The 16,560-nt window shown below is 43.6% G+C and carries 13 protein-coding genes; 5 read left to right on the top strand and 8 right to left on the bottom strand.

Features of this window, described 5'->3' with window-relative positions; translation table 11 throughout:
• Nucleotides 1–7 precede the first annotated feature (7 nt).
• Genes mreC through rodA form a run of 4 tightly spaced genes read left to right on the top strand, consistent with a single transcriptional unit; the run spans nucleotide 8 to nucleotide 4,437 of the window.
• Nucleotides 8–841, top strand: a complete 834-nt coding sequence (mreC, locus tag GKS34_RS06380) for a rod shape-determining protein MreC (protein ID WP_163383977.1) — start codon at nucleotides 8–10, stop codon at nucleotides 839–841.
• Entirely contained in the window at nucleotides 838–1,359 is a 522-nt protein-coding gene (locus tag GKS34_RS06385) for a rod shape-determining protein MreD (RefSeq protein ID WP_163383978.1), read from the top strand. Before mreC ends, GKS34_RS06385 begins: the two co-directional genes overlap by 4 nt.
• The gene (mrdA, locus tag GKS34_RS06390) at nucleotides 1,360–3,162 is read left to right on the top strand and encodes a penicillin-binding protein 2 (RefSeq protein WP_163383979.1); all 1,803 of its coding nucleotides are present in this window, start codon (nucleotides 1,360–1,362) and stop codon (nucleotides 3,160–3,162) included.
• Nucleotides 3,163–4,437, top strand: coding sequence for a rod shape-determining protein RodA (gene rodA / locus GKS34_RS06395; RefSeq protein WP_163383980.1), 1,275 nt, complete (start codon nucleotides 3,163–3,165; stop codon nucleotides 4,435–4,437).
• Nucleotides 4,438–4,439: 2 nt separating this feature from the next.
• On the opposite strand, the gene GKS34_RS06400 is transcribed toward rodA, so the two are convergent.
• From GKS34_RS06400 to GKS34_RS06410, 3 genes are read right to left on the bottom strand one after another with little or no spacing between them, the layout of a single operon-like run.
• Complete coding sequence (locus GKS34_RS06400; RefSeq protein ID WP_163383981.1) at nucleotides 4,440–5,186, bottom strand: MIP/aquaporin family protein; 747 nt, start codon at nucleotides 5,184–5,186, stop codon at nucleotides 4,440–4,442.
• 4 nt (nucleotides 5,187–5,190) lie between these two features.
• On the bottom strand, nucleotides 5,191–6,693 hold the full coding sequence (gene glpK / locus GKS34_RS06405; protein WP_163383982.1) for a glycerol kinase GlpK: 1,503 nt from the start codon (nucleotides 6,691–6,693) through the stop codon (nucleotides 5,191–5,193).
• A gap of 5 nt (nucleotides 6,694–6,698) precedes the next feature.
• Entirely contained in the window at nucleotides 6,699–8,273 is a 1,575-nt protein-coding gene (locus tag GKS34_RS06410; RefSeq protein WP_163383983.1) for a glycerol-3-phosphate dehydrogenase/oxidase, read from the bottom strand.
• Nucleotides 8,274–8,367: 94 nt separating this feature from the next.
• Between GKS34_RS06410 and GKS34_RS06415 the strand changes: the two genes are divergently transcribed.
• Nucleotides 8,368–9,129: a DeoR/GlpR family DNA-binding transcription regulator gene (locus tag GKS34_RS06415; protein WP_163384204.1), complete on the top strand. Its 762-nt coding sequence runs from the start codon at nucleotides 8,368–8,370 to the stop codon at nucleotides 9,127–9,129.
• Nucleotides 9,130–9,156: 27 nt separating this feature from the next.
• Here the strand turns inward: GKS34_RS06415 and GKS34_RS06420 are convergent, their stop codons facing one another.
• The 5 genes from GKS34_RS06420 to tilS all read right to left on the bottom strand — a co-directional run bounded on the left by GKS34_RS06420 (nucleotide 9,157) and on the right by tilS (nucleotide 16,536).
• A complete protein-coding gene (locus GKS34_RS06420) occupies nucleotides 9,157–10,836 on the bottom strand; it encodes a mechanosensitive ion channel family protein (protein WP_163383984.1) in 1,680 nt (559 codons plus the stop codon).
• A 25-nt stretch (nucleotides 10,837–10,861) separates the two neighbouring features.
• Nucleotides 10,862–13,588: a hypothetical protein gene (locus tag GKS34_RS06425; protein ID WP_163383985.1), complete on the bottom strand. Its 2,727-nt coding sequence runs from the start codon at nucleotides 13,586–13,588 to the stop codon at nucleotides 10,862–10,864.
• An 84-nt stretch (nucleotides 13,589–13,672) separates the two neighbouring features.
• On the bottom strand, nucleotides 13,673–14,611 hold the full coding sequence (mdh, locus tag GKS34_RS06430) for a malate dehydrogenase (protein WP_163383986.1): 939 nt from the start codon (nucleotides 14,609–14,611) through the stop codon (nucleotides 13,673–13,675).
• Between the two features lie 85 nt (nucleotides 14,612–14,696).
• The gene (locus GKS34_RS06435; RefSeq protein ID WP_163383987.1) at nucleotides 14,697–15,212 is read right to left on the bottom strand and encodes a Crp/Fnr family transcriptional regulator; all 516 of its coding nucleotides are present in this window, start codon (nucleotides 15,210–15,212) and stop codon (nucleotides 14,697–14,699) included.
• Nucleotides 15,205–16,536, bottom strand: coding sequence for a tRNA lysidine(34) synthetase TilS (gene tilS, locus GKS34_RS06440; RefSeq protein WP_163383988.1), 1,332 nt, complete (start codon nucleotides 16,534–16,536; stop codon nucleotides 15,205–15,207). The genes GKS34_RS06435 and tilS overlap by 8 nt, the downstream gene beginning before the upstream one ends.
• Between the last annotated feature and the right edge of the window lie 24 nt (nucleotides 16,537–16,560).

Below are 16,560 nucleotides of genomic sequence, written 5' to 3' on the forward strand. Positions count from 1 at the left end.
AAATAGAATGCAGCAAATATTTTTATTTTTATATAGACTAAGGGCACTCATTCTTTTTCTTGTCCTGGAGTTGTTGGCAGTAGGGATCGTTTTTACCCACAATTCACCTCAGGGAGCGGTTTTTTTTAACAGCAGCAATAAGCTGACCGGAAGTGTCCTGTCGGTTAAAACCGATTTCATGTCTTATTTTTCCTTGTATTCAGTGAACCAATCACTGGCGGAAAAAAACGCTTCTTTACTCAACCGCCTGGATGAATTAAGTCCAGTTAGGGATTCGTCGGAATTGAAAATAGACAGTACGCTGGCCAATTCTTTTGAATTCTGGTCGGCCAGGGTGATCAATAATAGCATACATCAAAGTCAAAATTACCTGACTTTAAATAAGGGTTCCCTTCATGGAATCAAGGAAGGGATGGGCGTTTTTAATGAGCAAGGAGTGATTGGCAGGGTGAAAGGTACCAGCAATCACTTTTCTTCCGTGATATCTCTATTGCACACGGACCTTTTGATTTCCTCTAAAATCAAAGACACGGAAGTTATCGGGTCAACCAAATGGGATGGAAGGAAATCGGACGAGGCCAAACTACTGTATGTCCCGCGCCATGTAGAAGTAGTTCCCGGACAGGAGATCGTCACCTCCGGGTACAATGCGGTTTTTCCCGAAGGGATTTCCATAGGAAAGATCAAAGAAGCCAATCCTGGAAATGAAACCAACTACCTGGACATTACCGTCAGTTTGAGCGCTGATTTTAGCAAATTGAACTTTGTTTACCTGGTAGAAAATGATCTTCGGGAGGAGTTGGATAGTTTGGAAACAGAAAGTATGAATCCACAACGATGAGCGCAGGTAAAATCTTTAAATACAGCTTTAGTTTTATAGTATACTTTCTGGTTCAGATTTTCATCTTGAAGGACTTGGTATTGTTCGGATACGCCTTTTGCTTCCTCTACGCCTTTTTTATTTTAAGCCTTCCACACGAAATACCTACCATCCCCTTAATGCTCATTGGATTTTTTATGGGTCTTTTGATCGACCTGTTTTACGATAGTCTGGGAATGCATGCTGCCAGTGCCGTATTTTTAGGTTTTATCCGAAATCCCTGGATAAAGGTAAACACTCCAACGGGAGGATATGATGACAATGTCCCTCCTACCTTCTTGAACATGGGCATAGGCTGGTTTGTGTTTTATAGCCTGCCGCTTTTACTCTTACATCATCTATTATTTTTTTATATCGATAGTTTAGGAACAGAACTGTACTTACCACTCGTTATAAGAGTAGTGAGCAGCACGGCATTTACCTTTATAGTAGGTACCATCGTGCAAGCAGTGTTTTATAAAAAAGAAAGGGTAATTTAAATGTATACAGGCAGGTCGTTGGTAGTAGCAGTCACTATTGGACTGATAGCGTTCGTACTTTTGGGGAAGTTATTTTTGATTCAGGTCACCGACGACAGTTACCTGAGGAAAGCGGAAAGAAATGCCATCCAACGCGTAGTTGACCATCCTTACAGAGGCCTGGTGTATGACCGAAACAATTCACTACTGGTTTTTAACGATCCGGTTTTTGATTTGATGGTGATACCCAGAGAATTTCATTTGGAGGATACCACCCGGTTTTGCGAGCTTTTTAGTATTGAAAAACAGTCATTGGTAGCCAATTTTACGGCCGCTAAAAATTATTCCTGGGTAAAACCCTCCCCTTTGATCAAGCAAATTTCCAATGAAGAATTTGCCCGGATTCAAGACTTTCTAATTGATTATAAAGGACTATTTGTGATGACACGGTCCGTACGGGCCTACCCACAATCTGCAGCATCTAATGCCCTTGGCTACATCGGAGAAATCAACGCTCCTCAACTGGCGCGGGATAGTGCCGGGTATTACAGCCAGGGAGACTACGTAGGTTTAAGTGGTGTTGAATCCTATTACGAACCGGAACTACGGGGAAAAAAAGGTGCTAAATACAAGTTAGTAAACGTCAGGGGAATCGATAAGGGTGCCTTTAAAAATGGGGATCTGGACACCCTATCCATACCTGGGGAAAACCTCCAGGCTACGCTGGACCTGGAGCTACAGGTATACGGTGAAAAACTCATGACCGGAAAACGCGGTTCGGTGGTAGCCATCGAGCCAAAATCAGGAGAAATTTTGACCATGATTTCTGCCCCAGTTTACGACCCTAATATTCTCACTGGAGCAAAATTTGGTGAAAATTATCAAATGTTGAATCTTGACCCAGAAAAACCGTTGTTTAACAGGCCTATCATGGCCATGTATCCTCCGGGTTCCATTTTCAAAATTGTCCAGTCCCTGATCGGATTGCAGGAGGGAATTCTAACGCCAAATACCACCTTTGCGTGTAACAGATCATTGGTAAATTGCCACAACCACCCAAGTCCTGTAAACCTCTTCGGGGCTATCCGCAATTCCTGCAACCCCTACTATCACCAGGCATTTCGACAAATAATCAATCGCGAAATATCTCAAAACACCTACACGGACACGCAGATAGGATTGGATAAATGGAGGGAGTCGGTGATGAGATTCGGCTTAGGTTCCGACCTTGGAGTCGATTTGCATGGGGAAAAGGGCGGTTCCATCCCCTCCAGCCAGCTATATGACCGGATTTATGGTGAAGGTCGTTGGAAATATTCCACCATTTATTCCCTCTCTATCGGGCAAGGCGAGATGCTGGTAACTCCCCTTCAAATGGCAAATCTGGCTGCAATATTTGCTAATAAGGGATATTACTATACCCCTCATTTAATTAAAGCCATTAATGGAGATCCTTCCAGGATCCCGGAGAAATTCAAAACCAAACAGTACACGGGAATTGATTCGGTGCATTTTAACATGGTTCAGGATGCCATGGCCGCCGCGTTATCGGGAACTGCAGCAAGAGCCATAATGAAGGACATCGCCATCGCAGGAAAAACCGGCACTGCCCAAAATCCTGCAGGAGAGGACCATTCCGTCTTCATCGCCTTTGCTCCAAAAGAAGATCCTAAAATTGCGATTGCCGTATATGTGGAAAATGCCGGATGGGGAGGCCGGGCTGCGGCAAGCACCGCCAGTTTGCTTATTGAGAAATATCTCACCCGGGAAATAAACAGACCACAACTGGAAGAGTACGTGTTAAAGGGTGAATTCATTTATTAATTGAGACAGAAAGACACATATTTTCACAAAATAGACTGGGTAACCATTGCCCTGTATTTCGCCCTGGTATTGGTAGGTTGGCTGAATATTTATGCAGCAGTCTACGACGGGCAAATCGGTACCTCTATTTTTGACTTTTCCATCAATTCAGGAAAACAGTTAATTTGGATAGGGACTGCGGTGGTATTAATTACCCTGATAATGGTGGCGGATTACCGGCTTTTTCAGAACCTAAGCTTGGTATTATACCTGGTTTTTATTGTGATTTTATTTTTAACACCATTTATTGGAAAAGAGATAAACGGGCAGCGGGCTTGGTTTGAATTGGGTATTTTTCGGCTCCAACCAGCCGAATTTACTAAGTTTGCAACGGCCCTGGCTCTTGCGAAACTCATGGAAAACCCCACGTTTGATCTGGGTAAATTGAGTCATCAGGCCAAGGCGCTGGGCATCATTCTCCTTCCAGTTGCGTTGATCATGCTCCAGCCAGATACGGGCACTGCGATGGTCTACAGCGCATTTTTCATCATGCTATACCGGGAGGGAATGCCTCAAAAATACTATATTTTTTCACTGGGCCTTATTGGCCTTTCCGTACTCACCCTGGCAATAAATAATAACTGGTACCTTTTTGGAGGATTGGCTGTGGTAGTAATTCTACTGGTGCTTGCCAGTAAAAAGTCCTGGAAAAACCTGTTAGGTATTTTCTTTCTGGGTATTTTGATGGTCGGTTATGCCTATAGTCTGGACAGGGTGGTAGAAAAATTACCTCCCCATCAACAAAACCGAATCATGGTGCTCTTCGACCCGGATGTAGATCCACTGGGGGTGGGCTGGAATGTCACCCAATCAAAAATTGCCATTGGTTCGGGAGGATTGCTTGGCAAAGGATATCTGGAGGGAACCCAAACGAAATTCGATTTTGTTCCGGAACAACATACGGATTTCATTTTCTGTACGCTTGGAGAAGAGTTTGGCTGGATAGGGAGCCTGGTCATGATTTCCTTGTTCGTTGCCTTGCTACTCAGACTTGTGTTCCTGGCAGAGAGGCAGAAAACCCGCTTTTCAAGAATTTATGGCTACTGTGTATTGAGTCTTTTGTTCTTTCATTTTTCCATCAACATTGCCATGACCATTGGCTTGTTTCCAGTGGTTGGTATTCCCCTACCTTTTTTTAGTTATGGAGGCTCTTCTCTCTGGTCCTTTACCTTACTCCTTTTTATCTTTATTAAGCTGGATTCTCATCGGATTCAGATATTAGGGAGAAGCTATTAACTTCAAACCATTCCCCCTACTCCCAATAGCAGGTAAATTCCCGCTGCAACGGCTGCTCCCAATATTGGACCCACTATCGGGACCCAGCTATAAGCCCAATCCGAACCTCCTTTCCCTTTTATGGGTAACAATTGGTGCATGATTCTGGGCCCCAGATCCCGAGCGGGATTGATCGCATACCCCGTAGTACCGCCCAACGATAAACCAATTACCCATACTAAAAAGGCTACCGGGAGCGCACCCAGCGAGCCTAGTCCGATTGGAATATTGCGGCCGTCCTGTAAAACAGGGCCAGTAGAATAAAGGATCACAATGATCAACACTGAGGTGCCAATGATTTCCGATAACAGATTGGAGGGCAAATTCCGAATAGCCGGTACTGTACCAAAAGGAGCAAACTTCAATCCAGGATCTTCCGTGGCATCAAAATGATCTTTATAAACCAGCCAGGCGATGCCAGAACCAAACATGGCTCCCAGGACCTGCGCCAATACATATTTGGGTACCAGGTTCCATTCAAAATCACCTGCTATTGCCAACCCAATACTAACTGCGGGATTCAAATGGGCACCGCTGTAGGGACCTGCCACCACAACTCCTATAAAAACACCCAACGCCCACGCCGTGGTGATTACGATCCACCCGGAATCAAATCCCTTGGTTTTATTTAAAACGACGTTGGCTACAACACCTGAGCCCATGGCTAAAAGCAGGGATGTTCCGACAAATTCAGCTACAAATACGTTCATACTTTCAGTCCGTTAACCAGTTGAGAGATCTTCCTACCGCTTTGTGCCAGTATTCAAGGTTTTTTTCCATAGACGCTTTATCCTGTTTGGGTGAAAACGATTCATCTGCCTTCCACAGGGTTTTGATTTCTTCCATATCCTTCCAATATCCGACCGCCAATCCTGCGAGATAAGCCGCTCCCAGGGCAGTAGTTTCGATAATTTCCGGTCTTTTTATGGCACATTGAGTAAGATCTGCCTGAAACTGCATTAAGAAATCGTTGGCGGTAGCACCCCCATCTACACGCATTTCTTTGGCATCCTCTCCCGCATCTTTTTCCATAGCCTTTAGTACATCGTACACCTGATAGGCAATGGCTTCCAATCCAGCCCTCACCATATGTGCCCGGGTGGTGCCTCGGGTAATTCCAAAAAAGGCACCCCTGGCATCCTGGTCCCAATAGGGTGCTCCCAATCCCGTGAGCGCAGGCACAAAGTAGACGCCTCCGTTATCAGGAAGGGTTTTAGCCATTTCCTCACTGTCTTTTGCGTCCTTTAAAACGGAAATGCCGTCCCTTAGCCATTGAATAGCTGCCCCACCTATAAACACGCTCCCTTCCAGCGCGTATTGCACCTGATCTCCCACTTGCCAGGCAATGGTAGTCAGCAATTGATTGTTGGATTTAACGGGTTTTTCTCCCGTATTCATTACCAAGAAACACCCGGTTCCATAGGTAGTTTTTGCCATTCCCGGTTCGGTACATAATTGACCAAACAAAGCGGCCTGCTGATCACCTGCTATTCCGGCAATAGGGATCTTTGCAGACAACAGATCTCCGGATGTGGTGCCATATACTTCACTGCTGGATTTCACTTCAGGCAAAATAGCTTTGGGTATATCCAAAAGCTCCAATAATTCATCATCCCAGGCTTTATCATGAATATTGAAAATCATTGTTCTGCTGGCATTGGTAATATCGGTAATGTGCTCTTTCCCACCGGTCATTTTCCAAACCAGCCAGCTATCCACCGTACCAAAACAAATCTCCCCCTTTTTTGCCCTTTCTCTTGCCCCTTCTACATGGTCCAAAATCCATTTTATTTTCGTTCCCGAAAAGTAGGCATCAATGATCAATCCGGTTTTATCCCGTACCTTATCGGCATAGCCCTGTTCCTTCAGGGAATTGCAAAAGGCAGCTGTTCGCCGGTCTTGCCATACAATGGCATTAAAAATGGGTTCTCCTGACGCTCTATCCCATAAGATAGTGGTTTCCCTTTGATTGGTGATACCGATACCTGCGATCTGATGGGCACTAATATTCGCCCGGGTGATGGCCTCTGTCGCTACCGAAGCCTGTGAAGTCCATATCTCTCTGGGATCATGCTCTACCCATCCCGATTGTGGGAATAGCTGCTCGAAATCCTTTTGAGCAGAGGCTATAATCTGTCCCTTTTTATTAAAAATGATGGCTCTGGAACTGGTAGTTCCCTGATCCATCGCCATCAAATATTGGTTATTTTGGTTCATTGGGTTTATTTATGAATTAAATATTTCTTGGCTAATTTATAAAATTCTTCGAGTTCTGACATGATCCAAGCCTCATCTTTTCCCAGCTCCGATGCCATAAGGGCAGCAACTTTCGGCGCCATATGCAATGCAGCCTTCGCGTCCAGCAGTAAAATCCGGCACCTTCTCGAAAGAAAATCTTCTATCTTCTGTGCCATTTCTTCACGTACAGCCCAAATAACTTCCGCACCAGTATAGGGATAATTCTCGTGGATGGGCTTGGACCATTCTGGATTTGTATCCTGTAGATGTCGTATCTCCTTTGCTTCGGAACCATATAACTGCAGGTGGCCCTTCACCAATGTATCGGTATAACCGTGCAATCGCTTGTCGGCTGACTTGCTTTCCACAGCTTTCAATGCATGCATTTTGTAATGTGCGTCTACCGTATCTTCTCCCATTTTGCGAAACGTCGTCCATTTTCCTCCGGTAATCGTGATCAATTGGCTATCGGAAACGATAACTTTATGGCTTCTGGATATTTCCTTGGTCTTTGTACTGCCTTCCTTGGGTGCTGCCAAAGGCCTTAAACCAGCAAATACCGAAAGGACGTCATCCCGGGTAGGGGCCTTTTCCAAATACTGTCCGGCCGTTTCTAAAATAAAATCAATTTCCGAGGAAAGGGGCTGGGGTTCCATTTTCGGCTTTTTTCTCAACGTGTCCGTAGTACCGACGACTAGCTTTCCCTGCCAGGGTACCGCAAAAAGGACCCTTCCATCTGAAGTTTCCGGAATCATCAACGCATCTGTTGCCCCCAAAAAAGAGCTATCCATTACCAGATGAACTCCCTGACTGGGCTGTATCATTTTCGGAGTTCCGGGCTGATCCATCTGGAGTATTTTATCTGCAAAAACTCCCGTCGCGTTGATCACAGTGCGGGCTTTTACCTGATAACTTTTCTTTTCGATTACGTCCCGGAATGTCAGCCCTTCGATTTTTCCTTTTTCATCTTTGCTCAATTCGTTTACTTTGGCGTAATTCACCATGCAGCCCCCCATATCATTGCAGGTACGGGCTACCATCAAGGCAAGCCTGGCATCATCAAACTGTCCGTCTTGGTAGACAATACCCCCTCTCAATCCCTTTTTTCGAATTCTGGGGAGTTTTTTTAAGGTTTCTTCCTTTGACACAAAGCTGGACTTTCCCAATCGCAGGCTTCCTGCCATCCAGTCATATATTTTCAGCCCTATGGAATATTTCCAACGATCCAGAAATGTATATAAGGGAATTACAAATGACTGGTTGACCGTAAGGTGGGGTGCATTTTTTAATAGTCTGCCCCTCTCTTTCAGCGCTTCCAATACCAACCCCAACTCTCCCTGAGCCAAATATCGGACCCCTCCATGCACCAGTTTGGTGCTCCTACTGGAAGTACCTTTGGCAAAATCAGATTTTTCCAATAATAAAACTGTCAGGCCTCGAGACAAGGCATCCAGCGCCACTCCTAATCCGGAAGCACCGCCTCCTATGACCACCAAATCCCATATATCTTCCGCTTTAGCAGCATTTTCAACCCTGGATAAATTATCTTTTCTTTTCATTACCTACCTTTTACCTTACTAAAGTAAGTCAAAAGGAAACAAAAAGAAACAAAAAGAAATATTTTTTATATCTTTAATGAGAAATAGCTTCAATATGGTAATAGCGGAGAGACATAAATACATTCTGGACAAGTTGGATCAAGCCGGTTACGTAAGCGTAGCTGCCCTGAGCAAAGAAATGAATGTGACCATGGTGACGGTTCGGAAAGACCTGAAGATCCTAGAGGATAAAGGGTTGCTATTTCGGTCTCATGGCAGCGCTACGCCGGTAGCACCTTATGTAAATGACAAACCCGTCTATGAAAAACAACTGGTACAGGTAGACCAAAAAAGGGCCATCGCCCGAAAAGCCATCGAACTGTTAAAAGAAAAAGATGCCATCATCATAGGCTCGGGCACTACGGTGCTCGCATTTGCACGCGCCATTCCAAAAGAACTGCCTTTAACCGTACTTACAGGAGCTTTGAACGTAAGTATGACACTACTGGATTATCCGAAAGTTGAAATTGTTCAATTGGGAGGGGTAGTTCGAAAAAGCAGCAGTTCGGTAGTCGGTCATTTTGCTGCGTCCATGATCAGGGATTTTGCCTGCAGCAAACTTTTCATTAGTGTGGACGGCATTGATTCTGAATTCGGCCTGACCACCTCCAACATGATGGAGGCTCACCTAAACCACATCATGATCGGATCGGTTCAAAAGACCATTGTTTTAGCAGACAGTAGTAAATTCGGAAAAAAGAGTTTTGGAAAAATAGCCAACATCGAAGACATCGATACCATAATTGTGGACCAGTCCCTTCCCCAACATTATGTACAGGTTTTGGAAGATAAGGGAGTCGAAGTGCTGATCGTTTAAACAGCTGTTCTATCTGATTATCATTTTCTAGGAAGGCTGTTCTCCGTTTATTTCCCCTTTAATAAACTGATCCAGTTTTTTTTGATAACCTCCCTTTTCGCCTTCATAAACAGGCGTAAACCCCTGTTTTTCAGGAAAGCTCTCCATGTGCAGCGTTTGCGTAGGGAATGCAAAGCGCACTTCCAGTTTATTGGCCAATCGGATGGCGGCTAAAATTAAATCTTCCCTGGCTTTAAGTTCTTCGGGCCAGCTGGGCACTTCAAAAAACACATAGAACATGATATCCAGGCTGTAGGCAGAAAGGTTGTTCAGGTAGATATTGTAATAGTCTTTTCTGGTTTTGGGATGATTCTGAACTATTCTTCGCAGACCTTCCAAAAATACTTCCACCAGTTCCGGAGGGGTATCGTAGGTAATGGTAATGGTACTGTAAAACCGTCGGTATTTCCGAAGGCCGTGATTATCTACCGTGGCATCTGCAATTTTACCGTTTGGAATATACATCAGCGAATTTCTAAATGTCCGCACCCGGGTAGACCTGAATCCTACTTCCTCCACGGTGCCATCCACATCGCCGCTGGTAATCCAGTCTCCAACCTGAAATGGCTTGTCTACGAAGATCATGACTGATCCAAAAAAATTCTTTATTGTATCCTGTGCCGCCAATGCAAAAGCCAAGCCTCCGATGGAAAGTCCAGTCAAAAAGGGGACGATGTCAATTCGCAGGCCATACTTGAGCACAAACAAGGAACCAACCACTATGACAAAAGCCTTCAGCGTTTTCCGCACTAAAGGCACCAGCTGATCATCCAATGTGGATCGGGTCTTCTCCGCCATCCGTTCCATGTACCCGGAAAAAACATCCACCAGTTTGTAAAAGATAACCGTCACTATAAACGGTTTTACTGCATTAAGTAAAATGGTCACCCAGGATACAATGGAAATGGGGAGTTGAAGTACACGTATAAATATGGCAAGGAATAAAACAATCAGGTAAATACTCACAATCCGAGCGACTGGTAATAGGTATTTTTTAGCAATCTTTCCATAGCCCGACCTGACGAGCATAAAATAAAGCCCTCTATCGACAAGGAAGGTAAACAGCTTATGGCTTATGAAAACCATTAGTAGTAAAAAGAACAAGCCGAAAAGCTGCCAGAGATGAAGACCGAAATAAACCTGACTGCCCAGCTTGGGTAATAAGGTCAGTAATTTATCGGTACCAAAAGGGTAGGTTTCCTTATGCAGCGATTTAATGTTCTGTACCGTGGCAGATGAAAATAGCCACTGATTTCCTACTTTTTCCAGATAAACAGCAGGCAGGATAATTTCGTCAAAGACGTAAATCTGTTTACCATTACGCACTGTATCCCGATAGTTAGGCGTATTGGGCACATCATTCATATATACGTAAACGCCATTTCCATCAAATACCTGTTTTAACATTACAGCCAGGGCCTCTGCATTTTGCCCTTCGCTTCCATCCATGTTCAGCGCCTCCGCTGCGATAGATGGATCGAAGTTTTGTTCATTCAGATGGTAAAAAAACGTGTAGGTGGTATGGTAGGGAGTGCTGTAATCATGAATATCCGTGGTGTCGGGCAGATAGGAAATCTCTGAATCGAAGACCTGTCCAAAGGAAGCGGCAGTGCAAAAATAAAGCTGAACACAAAAGAAACTTATAAGAAGTAACAAACTTTTTTTCATAGTTGTAAAAGACGAGGACTAGGGATTACAAAGGTATTATATATTCATTCAGCTGGTTCATATATACCGTTAAAAGGGTATATTCGTTGCGGCTTCCCGAAAAACGAATCCAAAGATCTCCACTTACATTAATAGGCTTTTGGTTTATAAGATCCCCCTTTTGGTTGTACAAATATGCAAATTCCTGCACCCTATCCAAAACTACAAAAATGGTATTGTCCGGACCAAAAGAAAAATACCTGTAATCCAATTCATCAGAGAGTATGCTCATTTCAAAGAGTAATCGTTCTTGAGAATTCAGCACCTTTACTTTATTGTACTCCTTGATTACCCATACAAACCCCCCCTCCGTTTGATCGTTTACAAGTGCAAAGCGCGTATCCCGATCTGGCCGAAGCAGCTGATTTCGATACGTAAGTTCTCCCTTAAAATTCATTTTGACCACCTCTCCTGCGTCGTTAATAGTAACCAATTTTGCCAGCCCTTCCGAAATTCCTTCTTCTATCCCATAGGCAGTGGATACACTTTCTCCCAATATGATCGGTACCCCGGTTTTAGATTCACCTCTGCGATTGTACAAACCTAAACTGCCATTGGCATGCATTGCCACCATAAAATCCCCCAGTCCAGGAATTCTGTGATGGGCCGGAGGGCTCGACAGCCTCCCCTGATTGGTTATTTTAGGCCCCCATTCAGGAAACAACTCCCCTTCTCTCGAATAAAGGTATAAGTTGCCGTCTTGATCCGATACAAAAAACCGATAGTCCTTGTTGTTGTCGTAATCCAACACATTTAAAAATTCGATGTCCCTGCCCTCTGCAAAATGGATGGGAAAGCCTGGAAGAAGGTTCCCAAACCTATCCAACGCATAAATCAGGTCTCGTGTGGCAAATACCAGCTGAAGCTTTCCATTTTTATAATAATCTATCTGAAATACATCCGAAATGATTTCCCCGGGGACTCGCTGAGAAAAAATAGTTTCCCCCTCATAAGTAAGCAAATGAATGAAAAAGTCCTCGTCCTGAACTAAAAAATCAGTACTTCTATCATTATAGTTTTGTAATCCAACGGGTCCAAATAGTAGCGGACTCTCAAATTTCGTACGCCTGCTTTCACTTAAAATAAGCCTCTTATCGCCAACCTTATCCTCTAAATCTATTCCAAGATTTGCCTCCATTCTTCCATTTTCAAAAAACGATATGTCCAACCAATCAAACGATCCAAAAACTCCGGAATACTTTTGAAATAAGGCATTCCAGGAAGGATGGCTGCTTCGTGTCAATATAGGGTAAAACCGATCATTGTTGAGAAAAAATTGGATGGGAGCTGAACTTTCCCGCTGTTTCAACATGTCATGATAGCGAATGGATTTTCCCCAGGTATTATCTTGATAGACGTCTTCCAGCAAGTTTCTCAGGGTTCGCAAACTGTTAGAAAAAACCAGCTTGTCATCCACCACCGTAAGGTAACTTTTTAAAAACCCGGTAAAATTGCCGCCAAATACATGAGCTGGGAAATCTTCCAGGTCCAGTAAAAACAGTTCATTCCCCAGATAGTAATCCATGAATAGCTTTGAGGTGTCATTTTGAACCTGGGAAAGTGCAAATATTTTTAGGTTTTCAAAAGCGCTGTCCGGATTGTCGGCTTGGACGATAAGCACCTGTTGAGATATGTCATCCAGCAGACCATCCTCTGAAACCAACGCCACCTGGCCAGTAATTGCACGAAGAAATTCCTGGATGGCAGCATTATCCTCTATTTCTGCTTGAATAACATCAATGGGTGAAAATTCGGCATTGGGAATCGATTTAAAATCAGCCGGCTCCGGTAATAAATACCGGGAAACGGATACCGCCCGATTACTGATCAGGGAAGAAAAGAGCTGAGAATTTCCACCATCGTTCACCAAATCTACCTCGTATAAACGCCCATTGGTATATAGCTCACCTTTGAAGGAGATTTCTTCCCCGGAAATTTGTGGGGTTAGGTTTGCAGAAAAATCATTTCCACGCAACTCTGAAGAAAATTTATCGGTATCACCGGTAGTAAGGTCTTGTATAAAGCCCGCCAATCCGTGACCAGAAACCCGCAACATGCCACTTGCCGGTAATGCATTTTGAGAATCAAATAAATGCGGAAAAGTAGCTTTGAAACTAGCCAACCCTTCGGACTGGGCATAGCGTATGGCATCTTCTACCAGAAAGGAGTGGTAGCTTCCCAGCAAAACATTATCAAAGGTTGCATAGGTAAACCGATTTTCTCCCTCGTCCAGGCCAACCTCAGAAAGTGAAATGCCGCTGTAGGTTCTTTTTTTAACAGACCCTCCCTGATTTTCAAATTTCTTTTCCAGATTTTTAGTAAAACGGATAAATTCCCGGTTGTCGAAGGCGATGGCCACCAAAAATCCATAAGCCTCTTTCCCCAGCGGGTGTAAGGACAACCTAAACCGCTGGTTTTTCAGGTACTGTTGAAGATTACCCTGCTTTCCGGAAACACTGTCTAAAAAAATCAATTGGGATTCTAGTTCTTCTAGTCCAGGTAACTGATTCAATTTCTCCCATATCGGCTGCCCCACCAATGAATTCCAGAAACCAACGGGATCTTCTGTTTCAAATAAAAATACGGCATTCGGTGATACCATTTCTATACCATCCCATTGGTCTTCAAAATAGTCCGTTCGAAATATTAGAAATGCAGTGACCCCCAGGACCAGGATCACTACCACCACCAGCAGGTTTTTTAATTGGCTCACCACAAATAATGTTTAACCCAAAACAACAAAAAAATCCCAACGGAAAAAAGTTGGGATTTCAAAAAAACAGACAATGTCTATTAATTATTTTACAGCTAATTTATCAAGAACAGCCATAACTTCCTTGACATGCGTTCTGGAAACTTCCAACAGCGCTTTTTCCTCATTATTCAAATCCAGTTCAATTACTTTTTCGATGCCATTTTTACCCAAAATTACAGGTACGCCAAGGTAACAATCGTCAATTCCATACTCACCATCCAGTTTGATACAAACCGGGAACACTCTTTTCTGGTTTTTGACGATGGATTCTACCATCTGAGCTGCCGCTGCTCCTGGTGCATACCAGGCAGATGTACCCATCAATTTGACTAGCTCTCCACCTCCAAATTTGGTGCGTTCGATGATGGCGTCCAATTTATCTTTTGCAATGAGTTCGGTAACGGGAATTCCAGCCACGGTAGTATATCTTGGTAGGGGAACCATTGTATCTCCATGTCCCCCCATCAGTATGGCCTGAATCTCCTTGGGAGAAATATCCAATTCCTCAGCTAAAAATGCCCTGTACCTTGCGGTGTCCAGTATTCCAGCCATTCCAATTACTTTTGTTTTGGGTTTTTTGGAAGTAATATGAGCCTGATAGGTCATTACATCCAAGGGATTGGAAACAATAATAATAATGGCCTCCGGGGAATGCTTGACCACATTTTCAGTAACCATTTTTACAATTCCTGCATTTGTCTCAATGAGATCATCCCGTGTCATCCCAGGTTTTCTGGGCAATCCGGAGGTAATGACAACTACATCGGACCCCGCCGTTTTGGAATAATCATTGGTACTTCCAATCGTTCTGCTATCGTATGCATTGATAGGGGCTTTTTGCCAGATATCTAACGCCTTTCCTTCTGCCACTCCCTCTTTGATATCCACTAAAACAATTTCCTCGGCAATCTCTCGGTAAGCTAAAACATCTGCACAGGTTGCGCCTACATTTCCAGCTCCAACTACGGTTACTTTTGTCATTATTTATAATCGGTTTAGATTGTAATTTCTCAAAATATGCGCTAAGGTATTAAAGAATGCGCTTTTTATGAAGGATTATCGCGAATTATTCAAACATCTGCCCCAGGTTAAAAAACCCATAGGAATTTCGGTAGGAAGAGAATAATTGCTGATTGGTTTGGTTATAAAAGTTGGCCAATGCAGTCATCATCTTGGCTTTTATTTTTTGGTTATTTTTAAAAATGTCCAGGATCGCATAATTTGGGATCACCCACAAAATGGCCTCCTCGGTGCTTACGATGGCTGTGTAGATTCTTTTCGAATTTGCCAACATGGAATTTTCTCCAAAAGGCCCTCCCTCCTTTAATTTAATGATGGTTTCAAAGGTGTTATGAATATCTATGTTCAATGTGACTTCCCCTTTTTCCAGGATATAAAGGGCTTGACTGGGATCATTTCTGAAAAATACTACTTCATCTCGTTCGTATTTTCTTTGATGAATCGCAGGTAAAAATCGAGATAATTCATCAAAACTAAGCTCCTGGAAAAACCGGGCTTTACCTAAAAAAGCAAATTGATTCAGCTCAGAAGGGCTGTATTTCTTTTTAAAAGGATTAAACATTGTCATTTTTTTTAAAATACACTACTTCTTCGGTAGACTCAGTCACTTTATATCGATCATCTATTCGATGACCTATCACCCACACTATCTCACCGGCCGAACACAGTACCTGGACTCGTTCTTTCAAAATTACAGGTATCTTCGAATCGATCAGAAAATCACTTACTTTTTTGAACTGCCCCATGCCCAGGGGTCTGAACTTATCCCCTTGCTCCCAGGTCCTTATCAGTAGGGGATATTCCAGCAATTGCCTGTCCAATAGCGCATTTTCTGAAGACCGGTCCACCTGCCACCCTTCCTTAAGATGGATAATTTCATAGCCCGTTTGATCATCTGTTCGGAAAGATATTGCATGACTCTCAACGGACAGGGATACCTTATCCGATCGTTTCTTGCCTAAAATTAACCTTTCCCTGTCAATGTTTACCATCCAGCGCTCAGAAAAAAAACATTTCCCAGATTCCGGATTGGCCATGACTTGTGCCATTTCCTTCACCTGTGCATAAACGAACCCCCTTGGACGTAGCCAGTAAAAAAGCAGGGAGGTCTTTCCCGGAACGCCTTCCAAACTTTTAAAATCCAGATACTCATAGGAAGAAACCTGAACCACATGCTCGCCCAACCATTGTTCAAAAAAATAAAAAAAAGCCTTCCCGGTATCCTTGACCCTTTCAAAACTGTAACTCATAAGTTCCGGTCCTTTGGGATCAAATTTTTCCAGCAGCGGAAACAGCTCGTGGCGGATAAAGTTTCGTTTGTAGATCGTTTTTAGGTTGCTGCTATCCTCTCTCCAATCCAGAGATTCATTTCTAAGATACTCTTGAATAGCAGCCCTACTAAATGGCAACAGCGGCCGGATGATACAGCCCCTTCTTTCGGCCATGCCATACAGGCCCTCAATACCTGTCCCTCGCAATAAATTAAGCAAGATGGTTTCAAGTTGGTCATCGGCATGATGAGCTACCACCACTCCATCTGTTTGGTTATCCCTGTTCATCTGCTCAAACCAGTCGTACCTCAGTTCCCTCGCCGCCATTTGCAAAGACACACCCTGGGCTTTCATATAGGTTTGTGGTTCAAAAAACTTGACATGGATCGCACAGCCTAGCCTTTGTGCCAACTGCCGGACAAAAGCCTCATCCGCATCGCTTTCTTCTCCTCTCAACTGAAAATTGCAATGAAGGAAACTAAACTTAAACCCTGCCCGATACATGAGGTGAGCTAATACCACACTGTCTATTCCCCCACTAATCGCCAAAAGATACCGGTTTTTGACATCTAAAATGTTATTTTCCCGTACATGTTGGATAAATCTCCTTAGCATATCCCAAAAATACCATTTTCTATT

The organism is Cyclobacterium jeungdonense (genome assembly GCF_010994275.1).
Classification (GTDB): domain Bacteria; phylum Bacteroidota; class Bacteroidia; order Cytophagales; family Cyclobacteriaceae; genus Cyclobacterium; species Cyclobacterium jeungdonense.